This is a genomic window from Pseudohaliea sp. (genome assembly GCF_054552115.1).
The window spans coordinates 101,275-127,514 of record NZ_JBTOLW010000001.1 but is presented as its reverse complement, the minus strand read 5'-3'; the positions used below and the strand labels follow the sequence as shown (position 1 = coordinate 127,514).

General features: G+C 69.4%; 24 protein-coding genes. 8 read left to right on the top strand and 16 right to left on the bottom strand.

The window, feature by feature from the left end; translation table 11 throughout:
• Positions 1 to 34 precede the first annotated feature (34 nt).
• Genes greA through carA form a run of 3 tightly spaced genes read right to left on the bottom strand, consistent with a single transcriptional unit; the run spans position 35 to position 4,879 of the window.
• Positions 35 to 511 (bottom strand): transcription elongation factor GreA, encoded by a 477-nt coding sequence (gene greA / locus ACX93N_RS00580; protein ID WP_459426435.1) that lies wholly within the window; start codon positions 509 to 511, stop codon positions 35 to 37.
• Positions 508 to 3,729, bottom strand: a complete 3,222-nt coding sequence (gene carB / locus ACX93N_RS00575) for a carbamoyl-phosphate synthase large subunit (protein WP_459426434.1) — start codon at positions 3,727 to 3,729, stop codon at positions 508 to 510. The genes greA and carB overlap by 4 nt, the downstream gene beginning before the upstream one ends.
• A 4-nt stretch (positions 3,730 to 3,733) precedes the next feature.
• Complete coding sequence (carA, locus tag ACX93N_RS00570) at positions 3,734 to 4,879, bottom strand: glutamine-hydrolyzing carbamoyl-phosphate synthase small subunit (RefSeq protein WP_459426433.1); 1,146 nt, start codon at positions 4,877 to 4,879, stop codon at positions 3,734 to 3,736.
• Positions 4,880 to 5,196: 317 nt separating this feature from the next.
• Between carA and ACX93N_RS00565 the strand changes: the two genes are divergently transcribed.
• Both ACX93N_RS00565 and ACX93N_RS00560 read left to right on the top strand, forming a co-directional pair.
• Positions 5,197 to 6,015: an SDR family NAD(P)-dependent oxidoreductase gene (locus ACX93N_RS00565; protein WP_459426432.1), complete on the top strand. Its 819-nt coding sequence runs from the start codon at positions 5,197 to 5,199 to the stop codon at positions 6,013 to 6,015.
• Positions 5,999 to 7,204 carry an MFS transporter gene (locus tag ACX93N_RS00560; RefSeq protein WP_459426431.1) on the top strand — a complete coding sequence of 402 codons (1,206 nt, stop codon included), beginning with the start codon at positions 5,999 to 6,001 and terminating at the stop codon, positions 7,202 to 7,204. The genes ACX93N_RS00565 and ACX93N_RS00560 overlap by 17 nt, the downstream gene beginning before the upstream one ends.
• 2 nt (positions 7,205 to 7,206) lie before the next feature.
• Here ACX93N_RS00560 and ACX93N_RS00555 read toward each other — a convergent pair whose 3' ends face one another.
• The 9 genes from ACX93N_RS00555 to ACX93N_RS00515 are packed head-to-tail and all read right to left on the bottom strand — an operon-like array spanning position 7,207 to position 16,160.
• Complete coding sequence (locus ACX93N_RS00555; protein ID WP_459426430.1) at positions 7,207 to 7,644, bottom strand: acyl-CoA thioesterase; 438 nt, start codon at positions 7,642 to 7,644, stop codon at positions 7,207 to 7,209.
• Positions 7,641 to 8,807 carry an iron-containing alcohol dehydrogenase gene (locus tag ACX93N_RS00550; protein WP_459426429.1) on the bottom strand — a complete coding sequence of 389 codons (1,167 nt, stop codon included), beginning with the start codon at positions 8,805 to 8,807 and terminating at the stop codon, positions 7,641 to 7,643. The genes ACX93N_RS00555 and ACX93N_RS00550 overlap by 4 nt, the downstream gene beginning before the upstream one ends.
• A gap of 2 nt (positions 8,808 to 8,809) precedes the next feature.
• A complete protein-coding gene (locus ACX93N_RS00545) occupies positions 8,810 to 9,793 on the bottom strand; it encodes an NADPH:quinone oxidoreductase family protein (RefSeq protein ID WP_459426428.1) in 984 nt (327 codons plus the stop codon).
• A 58-nt stretch (positions 9,794 to 9,851) separates the two neighbouring features.
• Positions 9,852 to 11,030 carry an acetyl-CoA C-acyltransferase gene (locus ACX93N_RS00540; RefSeq protein ID WP_459426427.1) on the bottom strand — a complete coding sequence of 393 codons (1,179 nt, stop codon included), beginning with the start codon at positions 11,028 to 11,030 and terminating at the stop codon, positions 9,852 to 9,854.
• Between the two features lie 28 nt (positions 11,031 to 11,058).
• Positions 11,059 to 11,979 carry an SDR family NAD(P)-dependent oxidoreductase gene (locus ACX93N_RS00535; RefSeq protein WP_459426426.1) on the bottom strand — a complete coding sequence of 307 codons (921 nt, stop codon included), beginning with the start codon at positions 11,977 to 11,979 and terminating at the stop codon, positions 11,059 to 11,061.
• 34 nt (positions 11,980 to 12,013) lie between these two features.
• Positions 12,014 to 12,478 carry a MaoC family dehydratase gene (locus ACX93N_RS00530; protein ID WP_459426425.1) on the bottom strand — a complete coding sequence of 155 codons (465 nt, stop codon included), beginning with the start codon at positions 12,476 to 12,478 and terminating at the stop codon, positions 12,014 to 12,016.
• A gap of 40 nt (positions 12,479 to 12,518) precedes the next feature.
• Positions 12,519 to 13,769: an acyl-CoA dehydrogenase family protein gene (locus ACX93N_RS00525; protein WP_459426424.1), complete on the bottom strand. Its 1,251-nt coding sequence runs from the start codon at positions 13,767 to 13,769 to the stop codon at positions 12,519 to 12,521.
• A 56-nt stretch (positions 13,770 to 13,825) separates the two neighbouring features.
• Positions 13,826 to 14,962: an acyl-CoA dehydrogenase family protein gene (locus ACX93N_RS00520; protein WP_459426423.1), complete on the bottom strand. Its 1,137-nt coding sequence runs from the start codon at positions 14,960 to 14,962 to the stop codon at positions 13,826 to 13,828.
• A 16-nt stretch (positions 14,963 to 14,978) separates the two neighbouring features.
• A complete protein-coding gene (locus ACX93N_RS00515; RefSeq protein WP_459426422.1) occupies positions 14,979 to 16,160 on the bottom strand; it encodes an acyl-CoA dehydrogenase family protein in 1,182 nt (393 codons plus the stop codon).
• Positions 16,161 to 16,351: 191 nt separating this feature from the next.
• Between ACX93N_RS00515 and ACX93N_RS00510 the strand changes: the two genes are divergently transcribed.
• The 3 genes from ACX93N_RS00510 to ACX93N_RS00500 all read left to right on the top strand — a co-directional run bounded on the left by ACX93N_RS00510 (position 16,352) and on the right by ACX93N_RS00500 (position 19,116).
• Positions 16,352 to 16,822, top strand: a complete 471-nt coding sequence (locus ACX93N_RS00510; RefSeq protein WP_459426421.1) for a YbjN domain-containing protein — start codon at positions 16,352 to 16,354, stop codon at positions 16,820 to 16,822.
• A 108-nt stretch (positions 16,823 to 16,930) separates the two neighbouring features.
• Complete coding sequence (locus ACX93N_RS00505) at positions 16,931 to 17,848, top strand: MBL fold metallo-hydrolase (RefSeq protein ID WP_459426420.1); 918 nt, start codon at positions 16,931 to 16,933, stop codon at positions 17,846 to 17,848.
• On the top strand, positions 17,845 to 19,116 hold the full coding sequence (locus ACX93N_RS00500) for a cytochrome P450 (protein ID WP_459426419.1): 1,272 nt from the start codon (positions 17,845 to 17,847) through the stop codon (positions 19,114 to 19,116). Before ACX93N_RS00505 ends, ACX93N_RS00500 begins: the two co-directional genes overlap by 4 nt.
• 9 nt (positions 19,117 to 19,125) lie before the next feature.
• On the opposite strand, the gene ACX93N_RS00495 is transcribed toward ACX93N_RS00500, so the two are convergent.
• Entirely contained in the window at positions 19,126 to 19,551 is a 426-nt protein-coding gene (locus tag ACX93N_RS00495) for an Hsp20/alpha crystallin family protein (protein WP_459426418.1), read from the bottom strand.
• 188 nt (positions 19,552 to 19,739) lie between these two features.
• Between ACX93N_RS00495 and ACX93N_RS00490 the strand changes: the two genes are divergently transcribed.
• The 3 genes from ACX93N_RS00490 to ACX93N_RS00480 are packed head-to-tail and all read left to right on the top strand — an operon-like array spanning position 19,740 to position 24,252.
• On the top strand, positions 19,740 to 22,151 hold the full coding sequence (locus ACX93N_RS00490) for a Lon protease family protein (protein WP_459426417.1): 2,412 nt from the start codon (positions 19,740 to 19,742) through the stop codon (positions 22,149 to 22,151).
• The gene (locus ACX93N_RS00485; RefSeq protein WP_459426416.1) at positions 22,144 to 22,911 is read left to right on the top strand and encodes a hypothetical protein; all 768 of its coding nucleotides are present in this window, start codon (positions 22,144 to 22,146) and stop codon (positions 22,909 to 22,911) included. Before ACX93N_RS00490 ends, ACX93N_RS00485 begins: the two co-directional genes overlap by 8 nt.
• Positions 22,912 to 22,971: 60 nt before the next feature.
• A complete protein-coding gene (locus ACX93N_RS00480) occupies positions 22,972 to 24,252 on the top strand; it encodes a Xaa-Pro dipeptidase (protein WP_459426415.1) in 1,281 nt (426 codons plus the stop codon).
• Positions 24,253 to 24,438: 186 nt separating this feature from the next.
• Here the strand turns inward: ACX93N_RS00480 and ACX93N_RS00475 are convergent, their stop codons facing one another.
• The 3 genes from ACX93N_RS00475 to ACX93N_RS00465 form a co-directional block, all read right to left on the bottom strand.
• Entirely contained in the window at positions 24,439 to 24,765 is a 327-nt protein-coding gene (locus ACX93N_RS00475) for a winged helix-turn-helix domain-containing protein (RefSeq protein ID WP_459426414.1), read from the bottom strand.
• The gene (locus tag ACX93N_RS00470; protein WP_459426413.1) at positions 24,762 to 25,388 is read right to left on the bottom strand and encodes a hypothetical protein; all 627 of its coding nucleotides are present in this window, start codon (positions 25,386 to 25,388) and stop codon (positions 24,762 to 24,764) included. Before ACX93N_RS00470 ends, ACX93N_RS00475 begins: the two co-directional genes overlap by 4 nt.
• 92 nt (positions 25,389 to 25,480) lie before the next feature.
• Positions 25,481 to 26,239, bottom strand: a complete 759-nt coding sequence (locus ACX93N_RS00465; RefSeq protein ID WP_459426412.1) for an NRDE family protein — start codon at positions 26,237 to 26,239, stop codon at positions 25,481 to 25,483.
• Between the last annotated feature and the right edge of the window lies 1 nt (position 26,240).

Sequence of the window (26,240 nt, the reverse complement as noted above, 5' to 3'; positions counted from 1 at the left end):
CGCAGGCAGCCGGCGCGCCGGCCCGGGGCGGACCTCAGACGTGCCGGACCTCGTCGATCTCGTACTCGATATCCCCGCCCGGGGCCTTCACCACGACAACCTCGCCCTCCTCCTTGCCGATGAGGGCGCGGGCGATCGGTGAGCTGACGGAAATGAGGTTCTGCTTCACGTCGGCCTCGTCATCGCCGACGATGCGGTAGGTGACCGTCTCGTCAGTCTCGGTGTTGATCAGGTCGACGGTGGTGCCAAAGAGCACTTTCCCGGTTCTCGGCAGCTGGGTCACGTCGATGACCTGGGCATGGGACAGCTTGCCCTCGATCTCCATGATCCGGCCCTCGACGAAGCTCTGCTGCTCGCGCGCCGCGTGATACTCGGCGTTTTCCTTCAGGTCCCCGTGCTCCCGGGCCTCGGCGATGGCCTGCGTGATGCGCGGCCGCTCGGTTTTCTTGAGCTGCTCGAGCTCCCTGCGCAGCGCCGCCTCACCCTGGACGGTCATCGGTACCTTGTTCATCGGTGCATGCTCCCGTGGAGGTCCTGCAGCCGCCGCACGGCCTTGTCACTCCCCTGCTTCAGCGCCAGGCAGATCGCCTCGGCGGCTGCCAGCGTCGTCGTGTAGAAGACCCGGTGCGCCTCGGCGCTGGCCCGGATCGGCGCCGAGTCGGCGATGGCCCGCCGCCCCTCGGTGGTGTTGATGATGATATCCGCCTCGTCATTCTTGATCATGTCGACGATGTGCGGCCGGCCTTCCATGACCTTGTTCACGCGTCGCACCGCCAGTCCGGCGGCCTCGAGGGCCTTCGCCGTGCCGCCGGTGGCGACGAGATCGAAGCCCAGCTCTGCCATCTGCCGCGCCACTTCCACGGCGCCGGGCTTGTCGACGTCGCGGACACTCACCAGCAGCGTGCCCCCGCGCGGCGGCGGATCACCGGCGGCGAGCTGCGCCTTGGCAAAGGCACCGGCGAAGGTTTCCCCGGTACCCATGACCTCGCCGGTGGACTTCATCTCCGGGCCGAGGATGGGGTCGACGCCGGGAAACTTGTTGAAGGGCATCACCGCCTCCTTCACGCTGAAGAAAGGCGGCACGATTTCCTCCGTGAACCCCTGGTCCGCCAGGGATGTGCCGGCCATGCAACGCGCCGCCACCTTGGCCAGGGAGACACCGATGCACTTGGATACGAAGGGCACCGTCCGCGATGCGCGCGGATTGACCTCGATCACGTAAACGTCATCATCCTGCCACGCCAGCTGAACGTTCATCAAGCCGCGGACCCCGAGCTCGAGGGCCATGCGTCGCACCTGCTCGCGCATGACATCCTGCACCGCCGGCGGCAGGCTGTAGGGCGGCAGCGAACAGGCGGAGTCACCGGAGTGAACACCCGCCTGCTCGATATGCTGCATGATCGCGCCGATGACCACGGTCTCGCCGTCCGAGACCGCATCGATATCGACCTCGATCGCCGCGCTGAGGAAACTGTCCAGCAGGACCGGGGCGTCGTCAGACACGGACACCGCATCGTTCATGTAGCGCAGCAGGTCCTCCTCGCGGTAGACGATCTCCATGGCCCGGCCGCCGAGCACGTAGGAGGGCCGCACCACCAGCGGATAACCGATGCGCTCCGCGGCCGCGACCGCCGCGTCGATGCTGCGCACGGTGGTATTCGCCGGCTGCTTCAGGTCCAGCTTGCTGATCATCTGCTGGAAACGCTCCCGGTCCTCGGCGCGATCGATGGCGTCCGGGGTGGTACCGATGATCGGTACGCCCGCCGCCTCCAGGGCGCGGGCCAGCTTCAGCGGCGTCTGGCCACCGAACTGCACGATGACGCCGACCGGACGCTCCAGCGCGACGATCTCCAGGACATCCTCGAGGGTCACCGGCTCGAAGTAGAGCCGGTCCGAGGTGTCATAGTCCGTGGACACGGTCTCCGGGTTGCAGTTGACCATGATGGTCTCGTAGCCGTCCTCGCGCATGGCGAGCACAGCGTGGACGCAGCAGTAGTCGAACTCGATACCCTGGCCGATACGGTTGGGACCGCCCCCGAGGACGAGGATCTTCGGCCGCTCCGAGGGCGCCGCCTCGCACTCTTCCTCGTAGGTGGAATAGAGGTACGCCGTGGCCGTGGCGAACTCGGCGGCGCAGGTATCCACGCGCTTGTAGACCGGGCGCACGCCCTGCTCCTGCCGGTGGTTGCGCACCTCTGCCTCGCTGACCCCGAGCAGTACCGCAAGGCGGGCGTCGGAGAAGCCCTTGCGCTTCAGCTCGAAGAGCCGTGCGCTGTCGAGATCGCGGAGCGCCTCGGTTTTCAGGCCGTTCTCCGTCCTGACGATGTCCTCGATCTGCACGAGGAACCACGGGTCGACTCCCGAGTAGCCGTAGACCTCTTCCACGTCCATGCCGGCGCGGAAGGCATCCGCGAGGTACCAGATCCGGTCGGGGCCCGGGTTGGTGAGTTCGCCGATCAGCTCATCGCGCAGGTCCGGGTTGTCCACGTCGATGCGGTGCTCGAAGCCCGCGGACCCGACCTCGAGGCCGCGGAGCGCCTTCTGCACCGATTCCTGGAAGGTCCGCCCCATGGCCATGACCTCGCCCACGGACTTCATCTGCGTGGTGAGGCGCGGGTCCGCGGCGTTGAACTTCTCGAAGGCGAAGCGGGGGATCTTGGTGACCACGTAATCGATGGACGGCTCGAAGGACGCCGGCGTGGCGCCGCCGGTGATCTCGTTCTGCAGTTCGTCGAGCGTATAGCCCACGGCCAGCTTGGCGGCCACCTTGGCGATGGGAAAGCCGGTGGCCTTCGAGGCCAGGGCCGAGGAGCGGGAGACCCGCGGATTCATCTCGATCACCACCATCCGGCCCGTCTTCGGGTCGAGACCGAACTGCACGTTCGAGCCCCCCGTCTCCACGCCGATCTCGCGCAGCACCGCCAGGGAGGCGTTGCGCATGAGCTGGTATTCCCTGTCGGTAAGCGTCTGCGCCGGTGCCACGGTAATCGAGTCGCCGGTATGCACGCCCATCGCATCGAAGTTCTCGATGGAGCAGACGATGATGCAGTTGTCCTTCCTGTCGCGGACCACCTCCATCTCGAACTCTTTCCAGCCGATGAGCGACTCGTCGATGAGCAGCTCGTTGGTCGGCGAAAGGTCCAGGCCGCGGTTGCAGATCTCCTCGAACTCATCGCGGTTGTAAGCGATGCCGCCGCCGGAGCCGCCCATGGTGAAGGACGGGCGGATGATGCAGGGAAAGCCGATGTCCTCGAGCACGGCGTAGGCCTGCTCGAGGCTGTGCGCAGTCTGGGCGCGAGGGGTCTCGAGGCCGATGCGGCGCATGGCCTGGTCGAACAGCTCCCGGTCCTCGGCCTTGTCGATGGCTTCCTTGGTGGCGCCGATCATCTCGACCCCGTGGGCCTCGAGCACGCCCTCCCGGGCCAGGTCCAGGGCGCAGTTGAGGGCGGTCTGGCCGCCCATGGTGGGCAGCAGCGCGTCGGGCTTCTCGGCCTCGATGATGCGGGCCACGGTCTGCCACTCGATGGGCTCGATGTAGGTGGCGTCGGCCATGGCCGGATCGGTCATAATCGTGGCCGGGTTCGAGTTCACCAGGATGACCCGGAATCCCTCCTCGCGCAGCGCCTTGCAGGCCTGCGCGCCGGAGTAGTCAAACTCGCAGGCCTGGCCGATGACGATGGGGCCGGCACCGAGAATCAGAATGCTGTGAATGTCCGTACGTTTCGGCATGGCGTCAGATCCCCGCGCCGCGCGCGGCCATGAGTTCGATGAAATGGTCGAAGAGCGGCGCCGCATCGTGCGGACCCGGGCTGGCCTCCGGGTGTCCCTGGAAGCTGAAGGCCGGCTTGTCGGTGCGGTGGATGCCCTGCAGCGAGCCGTCGAAGAGTGAGCGGTGCGTTACCCGAAGGCAGTCGGGCAGCGACGCGTCGTCGACCGCGAAGCCGTGGTTCTGGCTGGTGATCAGCACCGTGCCGGCTTCGACGTCCTGCACCGGGTGGTTGGCGCCGTGGTGACCGAACTTCATCTTCACCGTGCGCGCGCCGCTCGCCAGCGCCAGCAGCTGGTGGCCGAGGCAGATACCGAATACCGGGATCTCCGTCTCCAGCAACTCGCGGATGGCGGCGATGGCGTAGTCACAGGGCTCCGGGTCGCCGGGCCCGTTGGAGAGGAAGATACCGTCCGGCTCCAGGGCCAGCACTTCCGCCGCCGGGGTCTCGGCCGGTACCACGGTCAGCCGGCAGCCGCGGTCGGCGAGCATGCGCAGGATGTTGCGCTTGACGCCGTAATCGTAGGCGACGACGTGGAAGCGCTGGTCGCTTTCCCGGAACTGGCCGAAGCCGCTGCCGAGCTGCCAGCTGCCCTCGGTCCAGCGGTAGGGGGTATCCACGGTCACCTCGCGGGCGAGGTCGGCGCCGGCGAGGCCGGGGAAGGCCCGGGCCGCGGCCACGGCGGCCGCGTCGTCCGCGGCGGCCTCGCCGGTCACGATGCAGCCCGCCTGGGCGCCCTGCTCGCGCAGGTGGCGGGTGAGGCGACGGGTGTCGATGCCGGCGATGGCGACGACCCCCTGGTCGCGCAGGTACTGGTCGAGGGGCCGGGTGCTGCGAAAGCTGCTGGCGACGAGCGGGAGGTCGCGGATGACCAGGCCGGCAGCCCAGACGGCGCGCGACTCCTCGTCCTCCGGGTTGCTCCCGGTATTGCCGATGTGGGGGTAGGTCAGGGTGACCAGCTGCTTCGCGTAGGACGGGTCGGTGAGGATTTCCTGGTAGCCGGTCATAGCAGTGTTGAACACCACCTCGCCGACGGCGCTACCCTCGGCGCCGATGGCGCTGCCGCGGAACAGGGACCCGTCGGCGAGGGCGAGAAGGGCAGGGCTGGACAAGGAAACCTCCGCTCAGTGGGGCCTCGGCACCCGTCGAGCGGCCGCAAAAAAGCGAGATGAGTTGGCCTGCATCTCGCTTCCCGTGACGTGCTCCGACGCAGCGCGGCGATGGCACGGCTTGTGATGAATGCGCGCCGGCGAGGGCCGGACGCTTAGCCCGCGGATTGTAGGGGATGCCCCGGCGGGTGTCCAGAAACAGCCTCACCGGGCGCCGGGGACGACACGACGGACGCCGGTGCGATGCCCTACAAGGACGGGGGCGCATGGCCTATCATGCAGCGCTCTCCCGCAGCCAAGCGCCCCTGCAAGGAATCGCCATGAGCTACTTTGACGGCAAGCGTGCCGCGGTCACCGGGGCCGGCTCCGGCATCGGCCGCGCCCTGGCACAGGCCCTGAACGCGCAGGGCTGCGCGCTGTGGCTGTGCGATATCGACGGCGACGCCCTGGCGGAAACCGCCGCTGCCCTGCCGAGGAGCGAACTCCCCTGCGCCACGACGCAGGTCGACGTCGGCGACCGGGAGGGCGTGTCCGCCTGGCGCGACGCGGTGGCGGCAGCCACAGACAGGCTGGAGCTGCTGGTAAACAACGCGGGCGTGGGGCTCGTCGCCGGCGCCGCCGATGGTGCCATCGAAGACCTGCGCTGGCTCATGGATATCAACTTCTTCGGGGTGGTGCACGGTACCCAGGCCTTCCTGCCGCTGCTCGAGCGCGCGCCGCGCAGCCACCTCGTGAACCTGTCCTCGCTCTTCGGGCTCATCGGCGTGCCCACGCAATCAGCCTACAACGCGGCCAAGTTCGCCGTCCGCGGCTACAGCGAGGCGCTGCGCCAGGAGCTGGCTATCGCCGGCAGCCCCATCGAGGTCTGCTGCGTGCACCCGGGCGGCGTCGACACGCACATCGCCCGCAACGCGCGCAGCGCCGACCCGGCCGACACGCCGGAGGCCCGGGCGGAGGCCTTCCGCCCCTTCGCCCGCACGGCGCCGGACGCTGCCGCGGCGCAGATCCTGCGCGCGGCCGAGCGCGGCCGGCCGCGGCTGCTCCTCGGCCGCGACGCGCGCATCGCGGCCCTCATCGCCACGCTCTTCCCGGTGCGCTACCCGCGCCTGCTCGGACTGCATCGTGCCGGCGGACGCTGAGGCGCCGCCGCCCGTGCTGGGCGGTCGCGATCTCGCCATCCTGCTGTTCGCGCTGGTCGCCACGGCGATCGGCCAGTCCCTGGTCTTTGCCGTCCTGGCACCGCTGGGCCGGGAGGTGAACCTGTCGGAACTGCAGATCACCTCCATCATCGCCGTATCAGCGCTGGTTTTCGCTCTCGGCTCGCCGCGCTGGGGGCGCTTCTCCGATCGCACCGGGCGCAAGCCCGTGATCATCACCGGCCTGGTCGGCTATACGATCGGCACGGTGCTGTTCACCTCCGTGTTCTGGGCGGGACTCGCCGGCCTCCTCGGCGGCGTGGCGCTGTACGCGGTCGCCCTGGTCGCACGCTGCGGCCAGTCCATGATCATGTCCGCCACCACGCCGGCCTGCACCGCCTATGCGGCCGACCACACGACACCCGCGGCGCGCACCCGGGCCATGGCGCGCCTCGGCACGGCGAACAGTATCGGCATGATCCTGGGGCCGGCCATGGGCGGGGCGTTCGCGGCCCTCGGGCTGCTGGCGCCACTGTATTTCGCCGGGGCCCTGACCGCCGCGGCGGCACTGGTGGTCTGGCGCCTGCTGCCGAAGATCCCCGCGGACGAGCGTCACAGCCACCGCCGCGCCCGGCTGCGCTTCACGGACCCGCGGGTGCGCCTGTACATCTTTACGGCGGTCGCCCTGTTCACGGGCTTCTCGGCGATCCAGCAGACGCTCGGCTTCCTCCTCCAGGACGCGCTGGGCCTCGACAGCATCGGCACCGCCCAGTACACCGGCGCCGCCATGATGATCTCGGCGATCTTTGCCTTCGTCATCCAGGTCACGGTCATGCAGCACCTGCAGCTGGCGCCGGGCACCTTCATGCGCCTCGGCCTCCTGGCCACGCTCGCCGGCGCCGGCTGTATCGGCTCCGCCGACGGCTTTCTGCTCATCGGAGCGGGGATGGGCTGCCTCGGCGCCGGCCTCGGGCTGACCATGCCCGCGGTGACCGCCGGCGCGTCCATCGCCGTGGGGCCGGAGGAACAGGGCGGCGCGGCGGGGCTGGTGGGGGCCTGCCCGGCGATCGGCTTCGTCAGCGGGCCGATCATCGGCGGGGCGCTGTACCAGGTCGCACCCGCGCTGGCCCCGTTGTTCAGCGCGGCGGTATTTTTCCTGAGCCTGGTAGTGCTGGTCCTGGCGGACCGCTGAAGTCAGCCGGCGGTGAGACGCTCGAGGGCGTCGCGCAGCTCGCCGGGCATGGCGGCGGCGCGGTTCGTTGCCCGCTCGACAAAGACGTGGACAAAATGGCCGTGCGCGCAGGCCCCATCCTCACCGGCACGGAAGATCGCGACCCCGTAGCGGACGGAACTGTTGCCCAGCCGGTCGACCCGGATGCCGACCTCGATGGACTCCGGGTAGGTCACGGGCGCGAGGTACTCGCAGCCGGAGCTGACCACGAAGCCGACGATCTCGCCACCGGCGATGTCGAGCCCGCCCTCCTCGATGAGGTAGCGGTTCACGGCGCTGTCGAACCAGGCGTAGTAGACGACGTTGTTGACGTGGCCGTAGATGTCGTTGTCCGCCCAGCGGGTGCTCACCGGGTAGAACACCCGGTAGTCCCCGCGCCGGGGCTGCTCCCGGTCGCTCACGCCGCGGCCCCGTGGGCGGCGCGGTAGATCGCCAGGGCATCCTCCCGCGCCACCTCCCGCGGATTGTTCACCAGCAGGCGCTGTTGCTGCATCGCGTCGTCGGCGAGCAGGGGCAGATCCATCGCCGGTACGCCCGCCTCCGCCAGGGTCGCCGGCAGACCCACGTCCGCGATCAGCGCGCGCAGGGCAGCCACGAGTGCCTCGGTGGCCTCGACGGCAGTGCCTTCCACCGAGCCGCCGAGGACCAGCGGTGCCAGCTCCGCGTACAGGGGGGCCGCGGCCCGCGCGTTGAACGCGAGCACGCTGGGCAGGACCAGGGAGTTACTGAGCCCGTGGGGGATGTGGTAATGGCCGCCCAGGGGATAGGCCAGCGCGTGCACCGCGGCCACGGGGGCGTTGGCGAAGGCCTGGCCGGCCTGGAAGGCACCGAGGAGCATCGCCGAGCGGGCCTCCAGGTTGCCGCCGTCCTGCACCGCCTTGCGCAGGTGGCCGGCGAGCAGTGCCAGCGCACTGCGGGCGAGGTTGTCCGAGACCGGGTTCTTTTTGTGCCGGGAAGTGTAGGCCTCGATGGCGTGCACCATCGCATCGATGCCGGTCATGGCAGTCACCCGCGGCGGCAGGCCGAGGGTGAGCTCCGGGTCGAGGACCGCGATGTCCGGCAGCAGCACCGGCGACGACACGCCGGCCTTGGTGGTCTCGCCGGTGGTGATCACCGCCACCGGCGTCGCCTCGGAGCCGGTACCGGCCGTTGTCGGCACGAGCAGCAGCGGCAGGCGGCCGCCGCAGACCTGGTCCACGCCGTAGAGTTCGGGCAGCGGCTGTTCGCCGCCGAGGAGCACGGCGACGACCTTCGCCGTGTCCATGGAGCTGCCGCCGCCGACGGCGACCACCCCGTCGACGCCGGCGGCCCGGCCCTGCTCGACGCAGGCGAGCACCACGGACTCCGGCGGGTCTTCGCGGACCTCCGCGAAGCGCGTCACCGGGAGGCCGTCGGCACCGAGCGCCGCCTCGACGGGGGCGACGAGGCCGAGCTCGACCAGGCCCGGATCCGTCACCAGCAGCGGGCGGGCGATGCCCAGGCTGCGACAGTGGGCCGCCAGTTCCCGGGCCGCGCCCGGCGCGAACACCACCCGCGGCACCGTATTGAAGGTGAAGGCGTCCACGGTCAGTCGCCCAGGGTGAGGATGACCTTGCCGCGCGCCCGGCGCTCCATCATGCAGGCGTAGGCCTCGCGAAAGTCCGCGAGGGGGAAGACGTCGGTCACGGCAGCCTTGAGCTCGCCGCGGGCAAACAGCGCCCAGACCTCCTCGGTGTTCTGCCGGGCGAGCTCCGGCTCCTCGCCGAGGAAGCGGCCCCAGAACACGCCGACGATGGCGCAGCCCTTGAGCAGCGCGAGATTCAGCGGAATGGACGGGATCGGCCCGCTGGCGAAGCCGATGACCAGGTAGCGGCCGTTCCACGCCATGCCCCGCAGCGCCGGCTCGGCATAGTCGCCGCCGACGGGGTCGTAGACCACGTCGACACCACGCCCGCCGGTGAGCTCCTTGACGGCGCTCTTCAGGTCGGTCTCGCTGTAGTTGATGGTTTCGTCGGCACCGAGCTCCCGGCAGAAGGCGAGCTTCTCGTCGGAGCTCGCGGCGGCGATGACTGTCGCGCCCATCTGCTTACCCAGCTCCACCGCGGTGCTGCCGACGCCGCCGGCGGCACCGAGCACGAGCAGGGTCTCGCCCTTCTTCAACTGAGCGCGCTGCTTGAGGGCGTGGTAGGAGGTCAGGTAGGTCATGGCGACCCCGGCGGCCTGGTTGAAATCCAGGCCTTCGGGCACCGGGAAGACGGCGTTCTCGTTCGCCGCCACCTGGGCGCAGAAGGCGCCGTGACCGGTCATCGTGAGGACCCGGTCACCGGGCTTGAAGCGCGCGACCTTGTCGCCCACGGCCAGCACCTCGCCGGCGCATTCGCCGCCGGGCACGAAGGGCAGGTCCGGCTGGAACTGGTACTTGCCCTGGATGATCAGCACGTCGGGGAAGTTGAGGCCGGCGGCCTTCACGCCGATGAGTACGTCGTGGTCGCCGACCTCGGGCTCGGGCCAGTCGTCCACCAGGTCGAGTTTTTCCGGGAGGCCGTGCTCCCGGCATACCAGTGCCTGCATTATCTTCTCCTGCCTGGTTGTCATGCCCGCCGCGGTGCTGCCGCGGCGGCCTGAAGCGCTAGAGTACCTCGAAGAGGCCGGCGGCTCCCATGCCGCCGCCGACGCACATGGTGATCACCACGTACTTGACGCCGCGGCGGCGCCCCTCGAGGAGCGCGTGGCCGACCATGCGCGAGCCGCTCATGCCGTAGGGATGACCGATGGCGATGGCGCCGCCGTCCACGTTCAGCCTGTCGTTGTCGATACCGAGCTGGTCGCGGCAGTAGAGCACCTGCACGGCAAAGGCCTCGTTCAACTCCCAGAGGCCGATGTCGTCCACCGACAGGCCGTGCTGCTTGAGCAGCTTCGGCACGGCGAAGACCGGGCCGATGCCCATCTCGTCCGGTTCGCAGCCAGCCACCGCGATGCCGCGGTAGAGACCCAGCGGCTCGAGGCCCTGCTGCTCGGCGAGCTTCGCCTCCATGAGCACCTGCGCCGAGGCGCCGTCGGACAGCTGCGAGGCGTTGCCGGCGGTGATGGTGCCGCCCTCGATCACCGTCTTCAGGCCGGCGAGGCCCTCGGCGGTGGTCGCCCGGATGCCCTCGTCGGCACTCACGGTGACTTCCGCTTCGGACTGCTCACCGGTTTCCTTATCCCAGGTGATGCGCCGGCAGGTCACCGGCACGAGTTCGTCGGCGTAGCGGCCGGCCTCGTAGGCCGCCGCGGTGCGCTGCTGTGACTGCAGGCCGTACTCGTCCATCGCCTCGCGGCTGATCCCGTAGCGCTTCGCCACCACCTCGGCGGTCTGCAGCATCGGCATGTGGATGTCCGGGTGCATGGCCACCAGCTCTTCATCGACCATGCGGTGCACGTTCATGTGCTCGTTCTGCACCAGGGAAATGGACTCGAGGCCGCCGCCGACCACGCAGTTCATGCCGTCGTGCTGGATCTGCTTCGCGGCGGTAGCCACAGCCATGAGGCCCGAGGAGCACTGCCGGTCGATGGTCATGCCGGACACCGTGACCGGCAGTCCGGCGCGCAGGGCGATCTGCCGGGCGATGTTCTGGCCGGTGGCGCCCTGCTGCAGGGCGGCGCCCATGATCACGTCATCCACCGCCGCCGGGTCGACCCCGGCGCGGCGCACGGCCTCGGTGACGGCGGCGGCGCCGAGGGTGGCGCCAGCGAGGTTGTTGAACCCCCCCCTGTAGGCCTTGCCGATCGGGGTGCGGGCGGTGCTGACGATGACCGCGTCTCTCATGCTGCTCTCCCTGCGGGTCGCGCCCGCGCTAGTCCAGTTTGATGCCGAGGCCCTCGGCGGCCTTGGTGAGCATCTTCGCGGTCTGCTCGAAACCCGCATTGAGGGCGCGCTCACCGGCCGTCGCCGTGATCTCGTCCCAGTGCGCGGCGATGCCCTCCGGGGTCTGCTCCTCGGGCGGCAGCCAGCGCCCCTCGGTCTCGACGATCTTGGCCACGGCGTAGCTGCCGGCGCCGGCGGCGAGGATCGTCCGCGTCGGGCCCTCCTCGCTCACGAGGTAGAGCACGGCCGGGGTCACCGTTTCCGGGGTCAGAAGCTCGAAGGCCTTCTCGGGGATGAGCCCCTCGGTCATGCGCGTGCCCGCCGTCGGCGCCAGCGCGTTGATGCGGATGTTGTACTTGGCCCCCTCCTGCGCCAGCGTGTTCATCATGCCGATCACGCCCATCTTCGCCGAGCCGTAGTTGGTCTGGCCGAAGTTGCCGTAGAGGCCCGAGGAGGACGTGGTCACGACGATGCGGCCGTACTCCTGCTCCTTCATGATGTCCCAGCAGGCCTTCGTGCAGTACACGGAGCCCAGCAGGTGCACGTCGAGCACCATGCGGAAGTCCTCCATGCTGCCCTTGCCGAAGCTCTTGTCGCGGAGGATCCCGGCGTTGTTGACCAGGATGTCGACGCGGCCCCAGGCATCCATCGCCTGCTGCACCATGGCCTCGACCTCGTCAAACTTCGCGACGTTGGCGCCATTGGCGATGGCTTCGCCGCCCGCCGCCTCGATCTGGGCGACCACCGCCTTCGCCGCCTCGCTGGAGCCGCCGGTGCCGTCCTTGGCGCCGCCCAGGTCGTTGACCACGACCTTCGCGCCGCGCGCTGCCAGCGCCAGGGCGTGGCTGCGCCCGAGCCCGTGACCGGCACCGGTCACGATGGCTACCTTGCCGTCATAGCGAATCGTCATTGCATCTGCTCCTTGTCTCGTTGCCGGCCGTGCGCTAACCGCACACCACCATGGAAAGCCATTCGGCGACCAGCGCCGGCGTCTCCTCGCCCTCGATCTCGACGCTCACCGCCTGCTTGATGAGGAAGCGGTTGTCATCCTTCTGCGTGACATCCGTGATCTCCGTGTGCACGCGCACACGCTTGCCGGCCCGCACCGGGGCCAGGAAGCGCACCTTGTCGAAGCCGTAGTTGATGCCCATGACCATACCCTCGGGGTAGACACCCTGCCCCTCGCACATTTTCACCAGCATGGACAGGGTGAGAAACCCGTGGGCGATCGTGCCGCCGAAGGGCGTCTGCGCCGCCTTCTCTTCGTCGATGTGGATGAACTGGTGGTCCTCGGTGCAGTCGGCAAAGCTGTCGATCCGCGCCTGGTCGAGGGTCACCCACTCCCCGGGCGGAAAGGTCGTGCCCACCTGGGCAAGCATCTCGTCTTTCGGTACTAGCTTTACAGCCATGGCATCGCTCCTTGTGTTGGGGGGCCCGGGACGGCGTGGCTCAGCCGTCGCGGAAGGTGGCGTTGACGTCGTCCTGGGTGACGTATTTCTTCAGTTCGTGCCGGCCGACCACCATGCGGTGCACCGCGTCCGGCCCGTCCGCAAGGCGCAGCGTGCGCTGCCCCATGTACATGGTCGCCAGCGGCGTATCCTGGGACACACCGAGGCCGCCGAACATCTGGATCGCCTCGTCGATGACCTTCAGGGTCACGTTGGGCACGGCCGTCTTGATCATGGAGATCCAGATCCGCGCCTCCTTCGGGTCGCGGTGGTCCATCATCCACGCGGCCTTCAGCGTGAGCAGGCGCGCCTGCTCGATGTCCATGCGCGCGTTGGCGATGACATCCACGTTGCCGCCGAGGCGCGCCAGCGGCTTGCCGAAGGCGACGCGGGTCGTCGCGCGCTCGCACATGAGCTGCAGTGCCTTCTCGGCAGCGCCCAGGGCGCGCATGCAGTGGTGAATGCGTCCCGGGCCGAGGCGGCCCTGGGAGATCTCGAAGCCCCGGCCGGGGCCGAGAATGATGTTGTCCTTCGGCACCCGCACATTGTCGAGGCGCAGGTGCATATGGCCGTGGGGCGCGTCGTCCATGGAGAACACTTCCATGGGCCGCAGGGTCTCCACCCCGGGCGTGGCCAGGGGCACCAGGATCTGCGACTGCTGCTGGTGCTTCGGCGCGTCGGGGTCGGTCTTGACCATGACGATCATGATCTTGCAACGCGGGTCGCCGGCGCCGGAGATCCAGTGCTTCTCGCCGTTGATGACCCACTCGTCACCGTGGAGCTCGGCGCGGGTACAGATGTTGGTGGCATCGGAGGAGGCGACGCCCGGCTCGGTCATGGCATAGGCGGAGCGGATCTCGCCGGCCATGAGCGGCTCGAGCCACTGTTTCTGCTGCGCCTCGCTGCCGTACTTCGCCAGCACCTCCATGTTGCCTGTATCGGGCGCGGCGCAGTTGAAGACTTCCGAGGCGATGTGCGACTTGCCCATCTCCTCGGCGAGGTAGGCGTACTCCACGGTGCTGAGACCGGAGCTGTGCTCGCCCTCGGTGAGGAAGAAGTTCCACAGGCCCTGCGCCCGGGCCTTCGCCTTCAGGCCCTCCATGATCTCCGTCTGCCGCGCGGTGAACTGCCAGCGGTCGCCGCTGGCGATTTCCGCGAGGTACTCGCCCTCGAGGGGGGCAATCTCCTCCGCGATGAAGGCCTTGACCTGCTCGAGCAGGGGGGCAAGCCGTTCCGTGATCCCGAGGTCCATGGTGGTCTCCTTGTATCGGGGCCCGTCACTGGCGGGCCGGTCATTCGGGCCCGCGCTTAGAAGCCGCTCAGCGCGGCAAAGCGGTCCAGGTGGTAGTGGCTGTCGCCGAACAGGTGCTGCAGCACGCGGGCGCGCTTGATGAAAAAGCCGATTTCATGCTCGTCGGTCATGCCGATACCGCCGTGCAGCTGGATCCCCTCGTTCGTCGCCAGCTCCGCCACCTCGCAGAGCTTGGCCTTCGCGGCGCTGGCGCAAAGGCCCAGGTCCTCGCCGGCGTCGATGGCGCGCAGGCCATCAAGGACGATGGAGCGGGCGAGCTCGAGCTCGGCGAAGAGTATCGCGGCGCGGTGCTGCAGGCCCTGGAAGCTGCCGATGACCCGGCCGAACTGCTTGCGCTCCTGCAGGTACGCCACGGTCCGCTCAAAGGCCTCGGTGGCCACACCGAGCAGCATTGCGGACAGGCCGATGTTGATGATATCCAGGGCACGCTCGAGCCCCGGCCATGCCTCTCCGGGCGCGCCCAGGCAATGGCTCCCGGGGACGCGCACGTCACGGAACACCACGACGCCCATGTTGCGCGAATCGACGAAGCTGCGCCGCTCCACGTGAACGCCTTCGCTGCCGGCCTCGACCAGGAAGGCGGCAAGCCCGTGGTGGTCGGAATGATGGCCGCCGGTGCGGGCGATCACGATGAAGGCGTCGGCCACGTGAGCGTCGAGCACGAGGCACTTGCTGCCGTCGAGCAGGTAGTGATCGTCGACGCGCGTGGCCTTCATGGCGGTCTCGAGCGGCGCGTGGTGCCGGCGCTCCTGCAGCGCCAGGGTCACGATGCGCTCACCGGCGGCGACCGCCGGCAGCCACGCTTCTTTCTGCCCCTGGCTCGCGAGCTGGCCGAGGACCGTGGCGCCCACCAGCACCGTCGACTCCAGCGGCGAGGCACTCAGGTGGCGGCCGGCCTGCTCGAGGACGACGCCGAGGCCCGTGTAGCCGTAGCCCAGGCCACCGTAGGCCTCGTCGATGGCGATGCCGGCCCAGCCCATCTCGACCATCTCGCGCCAGGTGGCCGGGTCGTAGCCGGTCTCGTCCCCGCGGTCGCGCAGGGCGCGCAGCTGGGCCACGGACGCCCGGTCAGCGAGGAAACCGGCGGCGGCATCCCGGAGCATGAGCTGTTCTTCGTTCAGTACGAGGGTCATGGTGCGCGTCTCCTGCTCAGGCGTCGGGTAGGCCGAGCACGCGCTTGGCCACGATGTTCAGCTGTACCTCGCTGGTACCGCCCTCGATGGAGTTGCCCTTGGAACGCAGCCAGGCGCGGGCCGTCTGGCCGCCGTGGTAGGCCTCGCCGTCCCAGCCGAGCGCCGGCTCGCCGCCGACGGCGAGGTTGAGTTCATTGCGGCGCTTGTTCAGTTCCGTGCCGTAGTACTTGAAGATCGACGAGGCCGCCCCCAGGCCCTGGCCGGCCTTCACCTCATCGCCGACCCGGGCCATGGTGCGCGCAAAGCAGCGCGCGTCGAGCTGGTAGCGGGCGATGGCCTGGCGCAGGCTGCTGCTCGCGAGGCGTCCCTCGCTGTCGGCGCCGATGAAGTCCATGGCCTGCTCGCCCAGGGGCCGCCCGGTGGCTGTGCCGAAGCCCGAGATCATCTCGCGCTCGTGGGTCAGCAGGTACTTGGCGATGGCCCAGCCCTTGCCGGCCTCCCCGACGAGGTTGCGCTTCTCGGCGCGGGCATTGTCGAAAAAGGTCTCGCAGAAGGGCGAAGCGCCGCTGATCAGGCGGATGGGGCGCGTCGTGACGCCCGGCTGGTCCATGTCGAAGAGCATGAAGCTGATGCCCTCGTGCTTCGGCCCACTGTTGTCCGTGCGCACGAGGCAGAAGATCCAGTCGGCCTTGTCGGCATAGGAGGTCCACACTTTCTGGCCGTTGATCAGGTAGTGGTCGCCCCTGTCCTCGGCGCGCGTCTGCAGGCTGGCGAGGTCCGACCCGGCGTTCGGCTCGGAGTAACCCTGGCACCAGCGGATCTCGCCGCGGCAGATCGGGGGCAGGTGCTCCCGCTTCTGCGCCTCGCTGCCGAACTTCAGCAGGGCCGGGCCGAGCATGGAAATGCCGAAGCTGTCCAGGGGCCGGCGGGCATTGATGCGCGCCATCTCCTCCTTCAGCACCTTGAGTTCGCCGCCCGCAAGCCCGCCACCGCCATACTCCCTGGGCCAGTGGGGCACGGTCCAGCCGCGCTCGGCCATCCGGTCACACCAGAGCTTCTGGTCCGGGTGCACAATTTCCGGGTTGCGCCCGCCCATGTAATAGTCCTCGAAGCTGCGCACCGGCTCGCGCATGGCGGGAGGGCAGTTGGCCTCCAGCCACTCGCGGGTTTCGAGGCGGAAGGCGTCGAGATCAGTCATCAGGTCAGCTCCACTTGCGGACGGGCAGGACTGGCGGCCAACAAGGATGCAGCAGCGGGGCGACGCGCTCAAGCATTTTTTTGAACCTCAGGTATGTTTTTGATCCTGCTGGTATCCCACCCCGCGCCGGGTCGCACCCGGGGGGCCACTGGGCTATGATCGCCGCTCTGCAAGCGTACCTGCCGGATACCATGAGCACACCGACCAAGCCTGACCGCGCCGGCCTCGAGCAGTGGCTGCGCGACTGCCACGTCGCCTTCGAGCACTGCGGCGAATGCGAGGCCCTCCACATCGTCGCCCTCCAGAACCTGGACGGGGTCGTCGACAGCCGCCTGTTCCTGGAGCACTACGGGCTGCTGTTCACCACGGAGCTGGAGATCAGGCCCATGGCGGTGCTGGCCCTGACCGCGGACCTCGCCCGCCTCAGCCTGGACTACCCGACGCTCAAACTGTTTCTCGACATCGTCGACGACGCCACGCCGCAGCTTGTCATTGCCGGCGTGCTGCCCACGGGCGCGGGGCTGACCGGCGCGCAGTGCGCGAACTTCCTGTCGCTGACCATGGAAGGCACGCGCCAGCTCGCCGCCGAATGCCTGGACCTCGACTACCTGTTCCCGGAAAGCAGCAAGGCCCGCAGCGGCCCGAGCCGCGCCCTGCACTAGGGAGCTACCGCTCGTATAAATTAGCTACCCACTGGTAGCTTTGTCTCACCGTGTGTTAGTGTCCTGTTCCAGAACATAACCAGAACAGAACAAAGGCAGCACTCGCAGATGCACAGCTTTTCCGTCGGCCGCTTCGCGGTTCACCACGTGGAGGAGTGGCAGGGCCCCTTCGCCGCGCCCTCGGACCTCTTCGCCGGCTTCGACCCCGAGCGTTTCGCCGCCTTCAGGGACGAGCTCCCGGCGGCCACGTACCAGCGCGATAACGACCGCCTCTACGCCTTCCTGCAGTCCTGGATCCTGGAGGCCGACGACCTCACGGTCCTGGTGGACACGGGCGCCGGCAACGGCAAGGCGCGGCCCGGCATCCCGGTCTTCGGCGATCTCGACACCCCCTACCTCGACAACCTGGCCCGCGCGGGCTTTGCGCCGGGAGACATCGACGTGGTGGTGAACACCCACCTGCATATCGACCACGTGGGCTGGAACACGCGCCGCGACGCAGGGACCTGGACCCCCACCTTCCCGCGGGCCCGGTACCTGTTCTCCGCCATCGACCGCGAGTACTGGGACCCGGCGGGCCCCGGCCCGCGGCCCGGGCCGGCGGGCCGGTCGGTGAACACCAATGTTTTCGAGGACAGCGTGCAACCCGTGCTCGACAGCGGCCACGGGACGCTGGTGGAGGACGGCTTCCGCATTGCCGCGGGGCTGACCCTGCGCCTGTTCCCGGGCCACACCCCGGGGCACCTGGTCCTGGACGTAGAGGATGGCGGCGACCGTGCACTGTTCGTGGGCGACATCCTGCACCACCCGGCGCAGGTGTTCTGCCCGGAGTGGAACTCGGTGTACTGCGAGGACCCGGCCACCGCCCGCGCCTCCCGCCGGCGCGTCCTCGAGGAGGCCGCGGCCAGCGGCGCGCGCCTGGTCCCGGCCCACTTCGGCGGCTGTCACTACGCCTGGGTCGACCGGGCCGGAGACGGCTACCGACCCCGCTATGAGCCAACCTGCCAGGAGGGAGCTACAGCATGACTGAAGCCCTGAGCACCGCCGGGCTGCGCGACAGCAGCCAGAGCACCCCGGTGACCTTCGACGCCACGGATCCGGCACTCCTCGCCGACCCCTACCCGGCCTTTGCCGCCCTGCGCGCCGAGGAGCCCGTGGCCTTCACGGATGGCGGCTTCTGGGTCGTCACCCGCCACGAGGACGTGCGCGGCGTGATCATCGACAAGCGCAACTTCGGCCAGGGGGACTTCGTCCGCAACATCCAGCTTCACTACGGGCCGGACTTCGATGTCCTGGCCCAGCCCGGCTACCGCTGGCTGTCCGAGGTCTTCGTCTACCAGGATCCGCCGCAGCATACGCGCATCCGCGGCCTGGTGACCCAGGCGCTGACGGCGCGACGGGTACGCGCGATGCGCCCGGACGTCGAGGCGATCACGCACCGGCTCCTGGACCGGGTGATCGATGACCGCGGCATGGAGTTCATCCATGACTTCGCCTACCAGCTGCCGACACTGGTCATGTGCGACATGCTGGGTATCCGCGAGGACGAGATGCCGCCGGGCCTGCTGGAGCAGCTGAACCAGGCGATCGCCGATTCCTTCCTCGTGTTCGAGATGCGCGCACTGCCCGCTGAAGAGCTCGACCTCGCCAACCGGCAGATCCTGTTCCTGGAGTCGTTCTTCGGCGAGGTACTCGCCGAGCGGCGGCGGCACCCGGGGGACGACCTGGCCACCGGCCTGCTCCAGGCGCGCGACGGCGACAGCCAGCTCACGGAGCGGGAGATCGTCACCGTCGCCATCGGCCTGTTCGGTGCCGGCTTCGAGACCACGGCACACATGCTCGGCAACGGCCTGCTGGCCTTCGCTCACAACCCCGACGAATGGCAGAAGCTGGTGAACGACCCCGGCCTCGCACCGTCCGCGGTGGAGGAAATCCTGCGCTACGATAGCTCCCTGGTCGCGACCTACCGCACGGCCTTTCACGACACGCCGCTCGGGGACAAGCTGATTCGCGGCGGCGAGCGCGTGCTCGCCCTGCTCGCCGCCGGCAACCGGGACCCGGACGTGTTCCCCGACCCGGACCGCTTCGACATCAAGCGTGAGGGTGCACGCCACCTGACCTTCGGTGGCGGCATCCACTACTGCGTCGGCGCGGAGCTTGCACGCCTCGAGGGCGACGTGGCATTCCGCGCTCTCGCTGAGCGCATGCCCCGGCTGGAGGCCGACGCCAGCGACCCGGCCTGGCGTCCCGGTTTCCTCTTCCGCGGCCTGGAGCGCCTGCCCGTGGCCTGGTAGCGCGGGCCGCTAGCTGATCTCGATCCGCCGCTGCCCTGCGGGCTTCTCTTTCACCCTGGGTGCCCGCAGCGTCAGCACGCCGTCCTCGAAGCGCGCGCTGATGTCGGCCTCGTGGACGTCACCACCGAGGTCGAAACTCCGCAGGAAGCGCCCGTAGCGGCGTTCCTGGCGGATGACGCGGCCATCCTTCTCTTCCTTGTCTTCCTGCTCGGTTTCGGCTTCCAGGGTCAGCACCCCGTCGTGGACGGTGACGTGGATATCCTCTTTCCTCACGCCGGGCAGTTCCGCGGTGATTTCGTAGTGGTCGCCTTTCTCCCGGATATCCACCATGGGCGCGAAAAACGATTTGCCATCGCCATCGGTGGCGGCGGGCGCCCAGAAATCATCGAGAAAGCGGTCGCCGAAGAGGCTGTGTTTCCTGGGTACGAGAGCCATGATGCTATCCTCCCTGTGTTTGCCGGCCCACTGCCGGCAAGAGGGAATATGGCGCTTTCCACGGTCCCTTCAAGGTGCTCGCCGGGCGAAAGATCGGTCCTTTGACGTAGATCAACGGGCCCGCCCTGGCGCGCCCGGGGCGCTGCGCTATGCTGCGGCGACACCCGCTGCGGGAAGGATGACGCACCATGAATGACGGTTTGCGCCAGCGCGCGCCCGCCCCCGCCGCCGCCCCCCTGCCGGCGGAGGCCCTCTACCGGTCCTGCCCGCTGGAGGCCCTGGCCTTCGCCAGTACCGCGGAACTCGAGCCCCTGCCCTTCGAGCTTGGCCAGGAACGGGCCGTGGAGGCCCTCGACTTCGGCCTCGCGGTCGATGGCCTCGGCTTCAACATCTTCCTCGCCGGCAGCACCGGCAGCGGCCGCCGGGAACTGCTGCGGGGGCTCCTCGAGCGCCGGCAGGCCGCCCGGGCGGAGCCGCCGGAGGACTGGTGCTACGTCAACAACTTCGACGATCCCGGCAAACCCATCGCGCTGCGCCTGCCGCCGGGCCGGGGCCGGCAGCTGCGCAGCACCATGGCCGAGGCGGTGGAAGAGCTGCTGACGATCCTGCCGGCGACCTTCCAGGGCGACGAATACCAGGCCCGCGTGCAGGAACTCGGGGAATTCTTCCAGGAGCGGGAGTCCGAGGCCTTCCAGGCCCTCGCGGAGAAGGCCTCCGCAAGGGGTGTGGCGATGCTGAAAACGCCCTCCGGTTACACCCTCGCGCCGATGAAGGACGGCGAGGTCCTCACCCCCGCGGCCTTCGAGAAACTGCCCGAGGCAGAGCGCAAGGCCACCCTCGAGGCGATCGAAGGCCTGAAGGAGGAATTGAAGGGCGTGGTCCGCCAGCTGCCAGGCTGGAAGAAGGAAAGCCTCGACCGCTTCCGGGAGTTGAACAGCGATTTCTGCCGCCAGGCGGTGGCGCCCGTGTTCGCGCGCCTGCGCGATGGCTACCGGGACCTCCCGGCCGTGGTCGACTGGCTGGCAACGGTAGAAGCCGCGGTGATGGAAGAGGCGGAGTCCTTCACCCAGCTGCGCCAGGACTCGGCCATCCCCGACAACCTCCACGAGCGGGTGAAGGAATTCCCCCAGTACAGCGTCAACGTCCTCATCGACCACGGCGACAGCGACGGACCACCGGTCGTCCACGAGGACAACCCGACCTTCGGCAATCTCCTCGGCCGCGCGGAGCAGGTCGCGCAGATGGGGACACTGGTGACGGACTTCACCCTGGTCAAGGCCGGTGCGCTGCACCGGGCCAACGGCGGCTATCTCGTCCTCGAGGCCGAGAAGGTCCTCACCAGCCCCTTCGCCTGGACGGCGCTCAAGCGCACGCTGCGGGCGCGCGAGATCCGCATCCAGTCCCTCGACCAGGTCTTCAGCTTCGCCAGCACGGTACAGCTGGAGCCGGAGCCGATCCCCCTCGACATCAAGGTGGTACTTCTCGGCGACTACCTCACCGGCTACCTGCTCCAGGAGTACGATCCGGAATTCGCCACCCTGTTCAAGGTCACCGCCGACATGGCGCCGGACGTGCCGCGCACGGAGGACAGCACGCGGCTGTTCGCCCAGCTCCTGGCCACGCTGCAGCGACGCGACGGCCTGCTGCCCATCGAGCGCGGCGGCGTCGCGCGCTGCCTGGAACTCGCCGCGCGCCTCGCCGGCGACGGCAGCCGCCTGGACCTGCACCAGGGCCGCCTCGGCAACCTCCTCGCGGAGGCAGACTTCCTGGCCCGCCGCGACGGCGCCGGCGAGGTGCGCGCGGAGCATGTGAGCGCGGCCCTGGACGCCGCCGACCGCCGTCGCGGGCAGTGGCAGGAGCGGGCCCGGGAGCAGATCCTCCGCGAGCGCACCCTGGTGGCGACCGACGGCGACGCCGTGGGCCAGGTCAACGGCCTGTCGGTCCATGCCCTCGGCGAGTACCGCTTCGGCCTGCCGACGCGGATCACCGCCACCGCGCGCCTGGGCAGCGGCAAGGTGCTCGACATCGAGCGCGAGGTAGACCTCGGCGGCAAGATCCACTCGAAAGCGGTATTGATCATCAGTTCTTACCTCGGCAGCCGCTGGGCGCGGGAACGGCCCCTGCCGCTCGCGGCCACGCTGGTCTTCGAGCAGTCCTATGGCGGTATCGAGGGAGACTCCGCCTCGGTGGCCGAGCTGGCCGCCCTGGTCTCAGCCATTGCCGGCGTGCCCCTGCGCCAGGATCTCGCCGTCACGGGCTCCCTGAACCAGCACGGCGCGGTGCAGCCCATCGGCGGTGTCAACGAGAAGGTCGAGGGCTTCTTCGACCTCTGCGCCGCCCGCGGGCTCACCGGCAGCCAGGGCGTGGTGATCCCCGCGGCGAACCGGGACCACCTGATGCTGGCAGAGCGGGTGCGCAAGGCGGTGGCCGACGGCCGCTTCCACCTCTATGCCGTGAGCACCGCCGACGAGGCCCTCGCCCTGCTCACCGGCGTCGCCATCGAGGCCCTGGACGGCGCCATGGACGAGCGCATTGCCGCCCTCATCGCCCAGGCGCAGCGCTACGCGCGCGCGGGCCGCGGCAGTGACGACGATGATTGAGCCGCGCCCGCTGCTGGTGCCGATCGACGATTTCGGCCTCGACGCCGAGGCACTGGCGTTCCTGGTCGAGACCGCGGCGCAGCTCGGCCGCCCGCTGCAGGTGCTGCTGCTCGAGAGCCCGCGCCTCTACGGCGTCGCCGACCTGCCCTTCACCCGGGAGATCACTCTCTTCGGCGACGGGGAGCGAAACCTGCAGCGGGAACTGCTGCGGCGCCACGGCGGCCGCGCCCGCGGCGAGGCCCGGGAGCGGCTCGCGGAACTGGCCGCCCTGCGCCGGGTCGCCCTCGAGTTCGAGACCCGCGAGGGTGACCGGCTCGGCTTCGTGCTGCGCCATGGACCTGGCGTCGACAGCTGGCTGCCGCGGCGCCCCGCGGCGGCCGCTGCCCGCGGTGTGCGCCCGCCGGCGCTGGGTATCGTCCTGGCCGGCGTACCGGGCGACAGTGCTGCGGTAGCCGCTGCCAATGTGCTCGCCGCCCGCGGCGGCCACCGGGATCTCTACGTGCACAGCAACCAGCCGTGGCCCCCGGCGGCCCTGGCCGGCCTCGCTGCACCGGGGCTGCGCCTGCACCGGCTCCCCGCCACGGCGCTTGACCCGCCGGCGCTCCTGCGGCTTCTCCGGCGGCTGCGCAACGAGCTGCTCATCATGCCCCGGGAACTGCTGCTCGCCCTCGATCCGCTCGCCCTGGAACAGGCGATGGACCGTGCGGCAGGACAACTGCTGCTCGTCGATGGCGGCGATGCGGCCGGCCTCACGCCGTGATTCGCGGGGGCAATTGCCCTAGACTCGGGTGACGTCTCAAGCGACCCCCCGGAGGTTCCCGTGCGTCCCCTGCTCCTTGCCCTCTCCATCCTTGCCGCCCAGGCGGCGGCTGACGACTCACTGTTACTGACTGCCGGGCACCTGCTCGATATCCGCGACGGGGCCCTCATCGAGGACGCGGCCGTTCTCGTGGAGGATGGACGGATCGCGGCCGTCGGCACCCGCGACGATGTCCGGGCGCCGGCGGGCGCGCGGCACCTCGATCTGCCCGGCGCGACGCTGCTGCCCGGACTCATCGACATGCACGTGCACCTGACCAGCAGCCCCGACTACCACGGCTTCCGCCGCCTGGCGCTTTCCGACGAACGCAAGGCCATCCAGGGGGTGGTGCATGCGGAGCGTACGCTCTATGCCGGCTTCACTACCGTGCGCAACGTCGGCGCCGGCTCCTATGGCGACGTCGCGCTGCGCGACGCCATCAATGCCGGCGAGGTGCCCGGGCCGCGGCTGTTCGTCTCCGGCCCGCCGGTCGGCATCACCGGCGGCCACTGCAGCGACAACAACCTGCTGCCCGCCGAGTACGGCCTGGAGGGTGAAGGGGTGGCCGACGGGCCCTGGGCCGCCCGGGCCGCGGTGCGGCGCAACATCAAGTACGGGGTGGACCTGATCAAGACCTGCTCCACCGGCGGTGTCCTGTCCAAGGGCACCAAGGTCGGCGCCCCCCAGTACAGCGTCGAGGAACTCACGGCGCTGGTGGATGAAGCCCACAGCCGCGGCCTCCGCGTCGCCTCCCATGCGCACGGCGCCGAAGGCATCCGCAACGCCCTGGAGGCCGGAGTCGACACCATCGAGCATGGCAGCTTCATCGACGATGCCGGCATCCGCCTGGCCAAGAAAAAGGGCGCCTGGCTGGGCATGGATATCTACGTGACCGAGTTCATCCTCGGCGAGGGCGAGGAGAAAGGCATTCTCCCGGAAAGCCTGGAAAAGGAGCGCATGACTGGCGAAACGCAGCGCGCGAACTTCCGCAAGGCCGTCAAGGCCGGGGTGAAGATGATCTACAGCACCGACGCCGGCGTGTACCCGCACGGCCACAATGCGCGCCAGCTCTCGCGCATGGTCGCGTTCGGCATGACGCCGCTGCAGGCACTGCAGGCGGCAACGCTGAACAGCGCCGAAGCGCTGGACCGCGCCGGCGAGATCGGTGCCGTCGAAGCCGGCTACCTCGCCGATGTGATCGCCGTGCAGGGCAACCCCCTGGAGGACATCACCCTGCTCGAGTCGGTGCACTTCGTGATGCGCGAAGGCGTCGTTTACAAGCACTCCCGCGTCAGGGACTGAACCGCGACCTGCTCGGGACCGAACGGAACCGTTGGCAAGGGGCGGCGGTAGTGGCAGGCTTGCTCGACGCTAACAATAAAGGCATCGCCGCCATGACCCAGGTTCTGGGCTTCGCCGGCGCCCTCGCTGTCTTCGCGGTCTTTGTCTAAAGCGGTATCGTCTGACAGCGCTTCCCGGGCGCTGCGGTCAGGGCGCGCCCCCGCGCTCCGCCGCCGCGATCAGGGCCTGCATGCGCTCCAGCCACAGCAGCCAGGCCTCCCGCCCCGGGTCCGTTATATGCACCTGCGTCTGCGGGCGCCGGCCGACGAAGCGCTTTTCCTGCCGGATGTATCCGGCGGTTTCCAGCTTGCGCAGGTGCGTTGCCAGGTTGCCATCCGTGGCCTCTACCCGGTCCCTGAGTTCGCGGAACGTCGCCGGGCTCGCCGACGCCAGGTAGGCCATCACCCCCAGGCGGATGCGTCCATGGATGAGCTCGTCGATGCCACCGTGATCGTAGGGGTTTGATGCGCTCACGCCGCGTCCGCCGCCCGCTCGGCGCGCAGCAGCAGCAATCCCGGTAGCAGCGCAGTCAGCAGGCTCGCCCCGGCCGCGATCAGCCACAGGGCCGGTGAGAGGGCATACCACGCGGCCAGGGCCACGCCGGCGATGGCCGCCCCGCCCGCCCTGACCAGGAGGCGGCTACGCCCGAGGACCCCCGTCGTGCCGAGGGCGACAGCGTAAACAGCGAACACCAGGGGCACGGAGGTCCCGAATTGCGGATTGACGGCTCCCGTCACCACCGAGTGCCCCGCCAGTGCCAGGAAGTACACCGCCAGCACCGCACCGGCAAACTGCCAGCTCGACAGTTCTACCCGGTTGCCTACCGTACCCCGCCCGGGCCGGTCCGCGGCCTCGCCGCGGGCCAGCAGCTGCTGGTCCGCCAGGCCGACGATCGCGAAGGCGACCCACAGCCAGCCGAGCGCCCCCCCGCCCCCGGGCAGCAGGCCAGTCAGGAAACTGTAGTGAAGCAGGTAGGCGAGGGCGAGCAGCCCGCCCCACCAGGCGAGATAGCGACCACCGAGCAACGGGGCCCGGCGGCCCTCCTCGGCGATGGCGCGCAGGCGCTCGAGATCGACAGCGTGGTGCGTTCCGTTCATGGGTTGTCCTCCGGCCGCTGTGGCACTTCAGGCAGATACAAAGTACTTTGTATTACAAAGTACCAGGGCATGGCTGACAGTGCAAGCGCTGTTCAGGATAGGTTCCAGCGGAAGCTGGTGATGCCCGCCGGCACGCCGCCGGGGGCGAAGCGGCGTTCTTGCAGGGCAACGGCGCGCTCACTCACGATGACCACGGTACTCGCCCGGGTGCCGTAGCGCTCACCGACGATGAAGGGCGCCGCGAGCGCGGCGACCTCCGCCCCGGTCATCCCGGCGACGGTGCGTTGCTCCGGCTCGGGAGGTAAAGAGCGGTCGGCCAGCGGCGCGAAGAGCGCGTCGGCCAGCGTGGCTTCGGAAGCGCTGGCCAGCGCCTCCGCCAGCGCCGCGCGGCTGCGCGACACCTTGAAGCGCGCTTCGTCCAGCTCGCCGTTGGCGAGGGCGTGGACCCCGGGTTCGAGCACCCGCGGCGGATGGCGGTTGGAGGTGTACACCAGGTCCTCGCCGTCCCAGAGCAGCAGGTTGAAACCGCGGTAGGCGTCGCCCTCGATCTGGTCTGCATAGGCCCGGGCGCCCTCCCCGTTCGCGAGGAACCCCGGTACCAGGTCGCCGCGGGAGCGGAAGGTGCCGGGCGACGGCAGCTCGCTGACATTGGTCACGGCAGCGCACCGGCCGCTCCCGGCCACCCCCAGCCAGGTCCCCCCGGCCTCGAGGTCCCGGCCGGCGGCAATGCCCGCGGTCCCGGGCCAGCGGTGCGCCGCCGCACTCGGCCTGGCGTGGAACTCGTCCCGGTTGGCAGCCACCACCAGGGGCAAGCCCGGGCGGACGCCTGCGGCGAGGAGGATGAGACACACG

Excerpts from the sequence above, each read along its gene's own strand:
- greA (WP_459426435.1), bottom strand. The coding sequence starts at position 511 with ATGAACAAGGTACCGATGACCGTCCAGGGTGAGGCGGCGCTGCGCAGG.
- carB (WP_459426434.1), bottom strand. The coding sequence starts at position 3,729 with ATGCCGAAACGTACGGACATTCACAGCATTCTGATTCTCGGTGCCGGC.
- ACX93N_RS00565 (WP_459426432.1), top strand. The coding sequence starts at position 5,197 with ATGAGCTACTTTGACGGCAAGCGTGCCGCGGTCACCGGGGCCGGCTCC.
- ACX93N_RS00545 (WP_459426428.1), bottom strand. The coding sequence starts at position 9,793 with ATGCAGGCACTGGTATGCCGGGAGCACGGCCTCCCGGAAAAACTCGAC.
- ACX93N_RS00540 (WP_459426427.1), bottom strand. The coding sequence starts at position 11,030 with ATGAGAGACGCGGTCATCGTCAGCACCGCCCGCACCCCGATCGGCAAG.
- ACX93N_RS00535 (WP_459426426.1), bottom strand. The coding sequence starts at position 11,979 with ATGACGATTCGCTATGACGGCAAGGTAGCCATCGTGACCGGTGCCGGT.
- ACX93N_RS00530 (WP_459426425.1), bottom strand. The coding sequence starts at position 12,478 with ATGGCTGTAAAGCTAGTACCGAAAGACGAGATGCTTGCCCAGGTGGGC.
- ACX93N_RS00525 (WP_459426424.1), bottom strand. The coding sequence starts at position 13,769 with ATGGACCTCGGGATCACGGAACGGCTTGCCCCCCTGCTCGAGCAGGTC.
- ACX93N_RS00520 (WP_459426423.1), bottom strand. The coding sequence starts at position 14,962 with ATGACCCTCGTACTGAACGAAGAACAGCTCATGCTCCGGGATGCCGCC.
- ACX93N_RS00515 (WP_459426422.1), bottom strand. The coding sequence starts at position 16,160 with ATGACTGATCTCGACGCCTTCCGCCTCGAAACCCGCGAGTGGCTGGAG.
- ACX93N_RS00510 (WP_459426421.1), top strand. The coding sequence starts at position 16,352 with ATGAGCACACCGACCAAGCCTGACCGCGCCGGCCTCGAGCAGTGGCTG.
- ACX93N_RS00505 (WP_459426420.1), top strand. The coding sequence starts at position 16,931 with ATGCACAGCTTTTCCGTCGGCCGCTTCGCGGTTCACCACGTGGAGGAG.
- ACX93N_RS00500 (WP_459426419.1), top strand. The coding sequence starts at position 17,845 with ATGACTGAAGCCCTGAGCACCGCCGGGCTGCGCGACAGCAGCCAGAGC.
- ACX93N_RS00495 (WP_459426418.1), bottom strand. The coding sequence starts at position 19,551 with ATGGCTCTCGTACCCAGGAAACACAGCCTCTTCGGCGACCGCTTTCTC.
- ACX93N_RS00490 (WP_459426417.1), top strand. The coding sequence starts at position 19,740 with ATGAATGACGGTTTGCGCCAGCGCGCGCCCGCCCCCGCCGCCGCCCCC.
- ACX93N_RS00485 (WP_459426416.1), top strand. The coding sequence starts at position 22,144 with ATGATTGAGCCGCGCCCGCTGCTGGTGCCGATCGACGATTTCGGCCTC.
- ACX93N_RS00470 (WP_459426413.1), bottom strand. The coding sequence starts at position 25,388 with ATGAACGGAACGCACCACGCTGTCGATCTCGAGCGCCTGCGCGCCATC.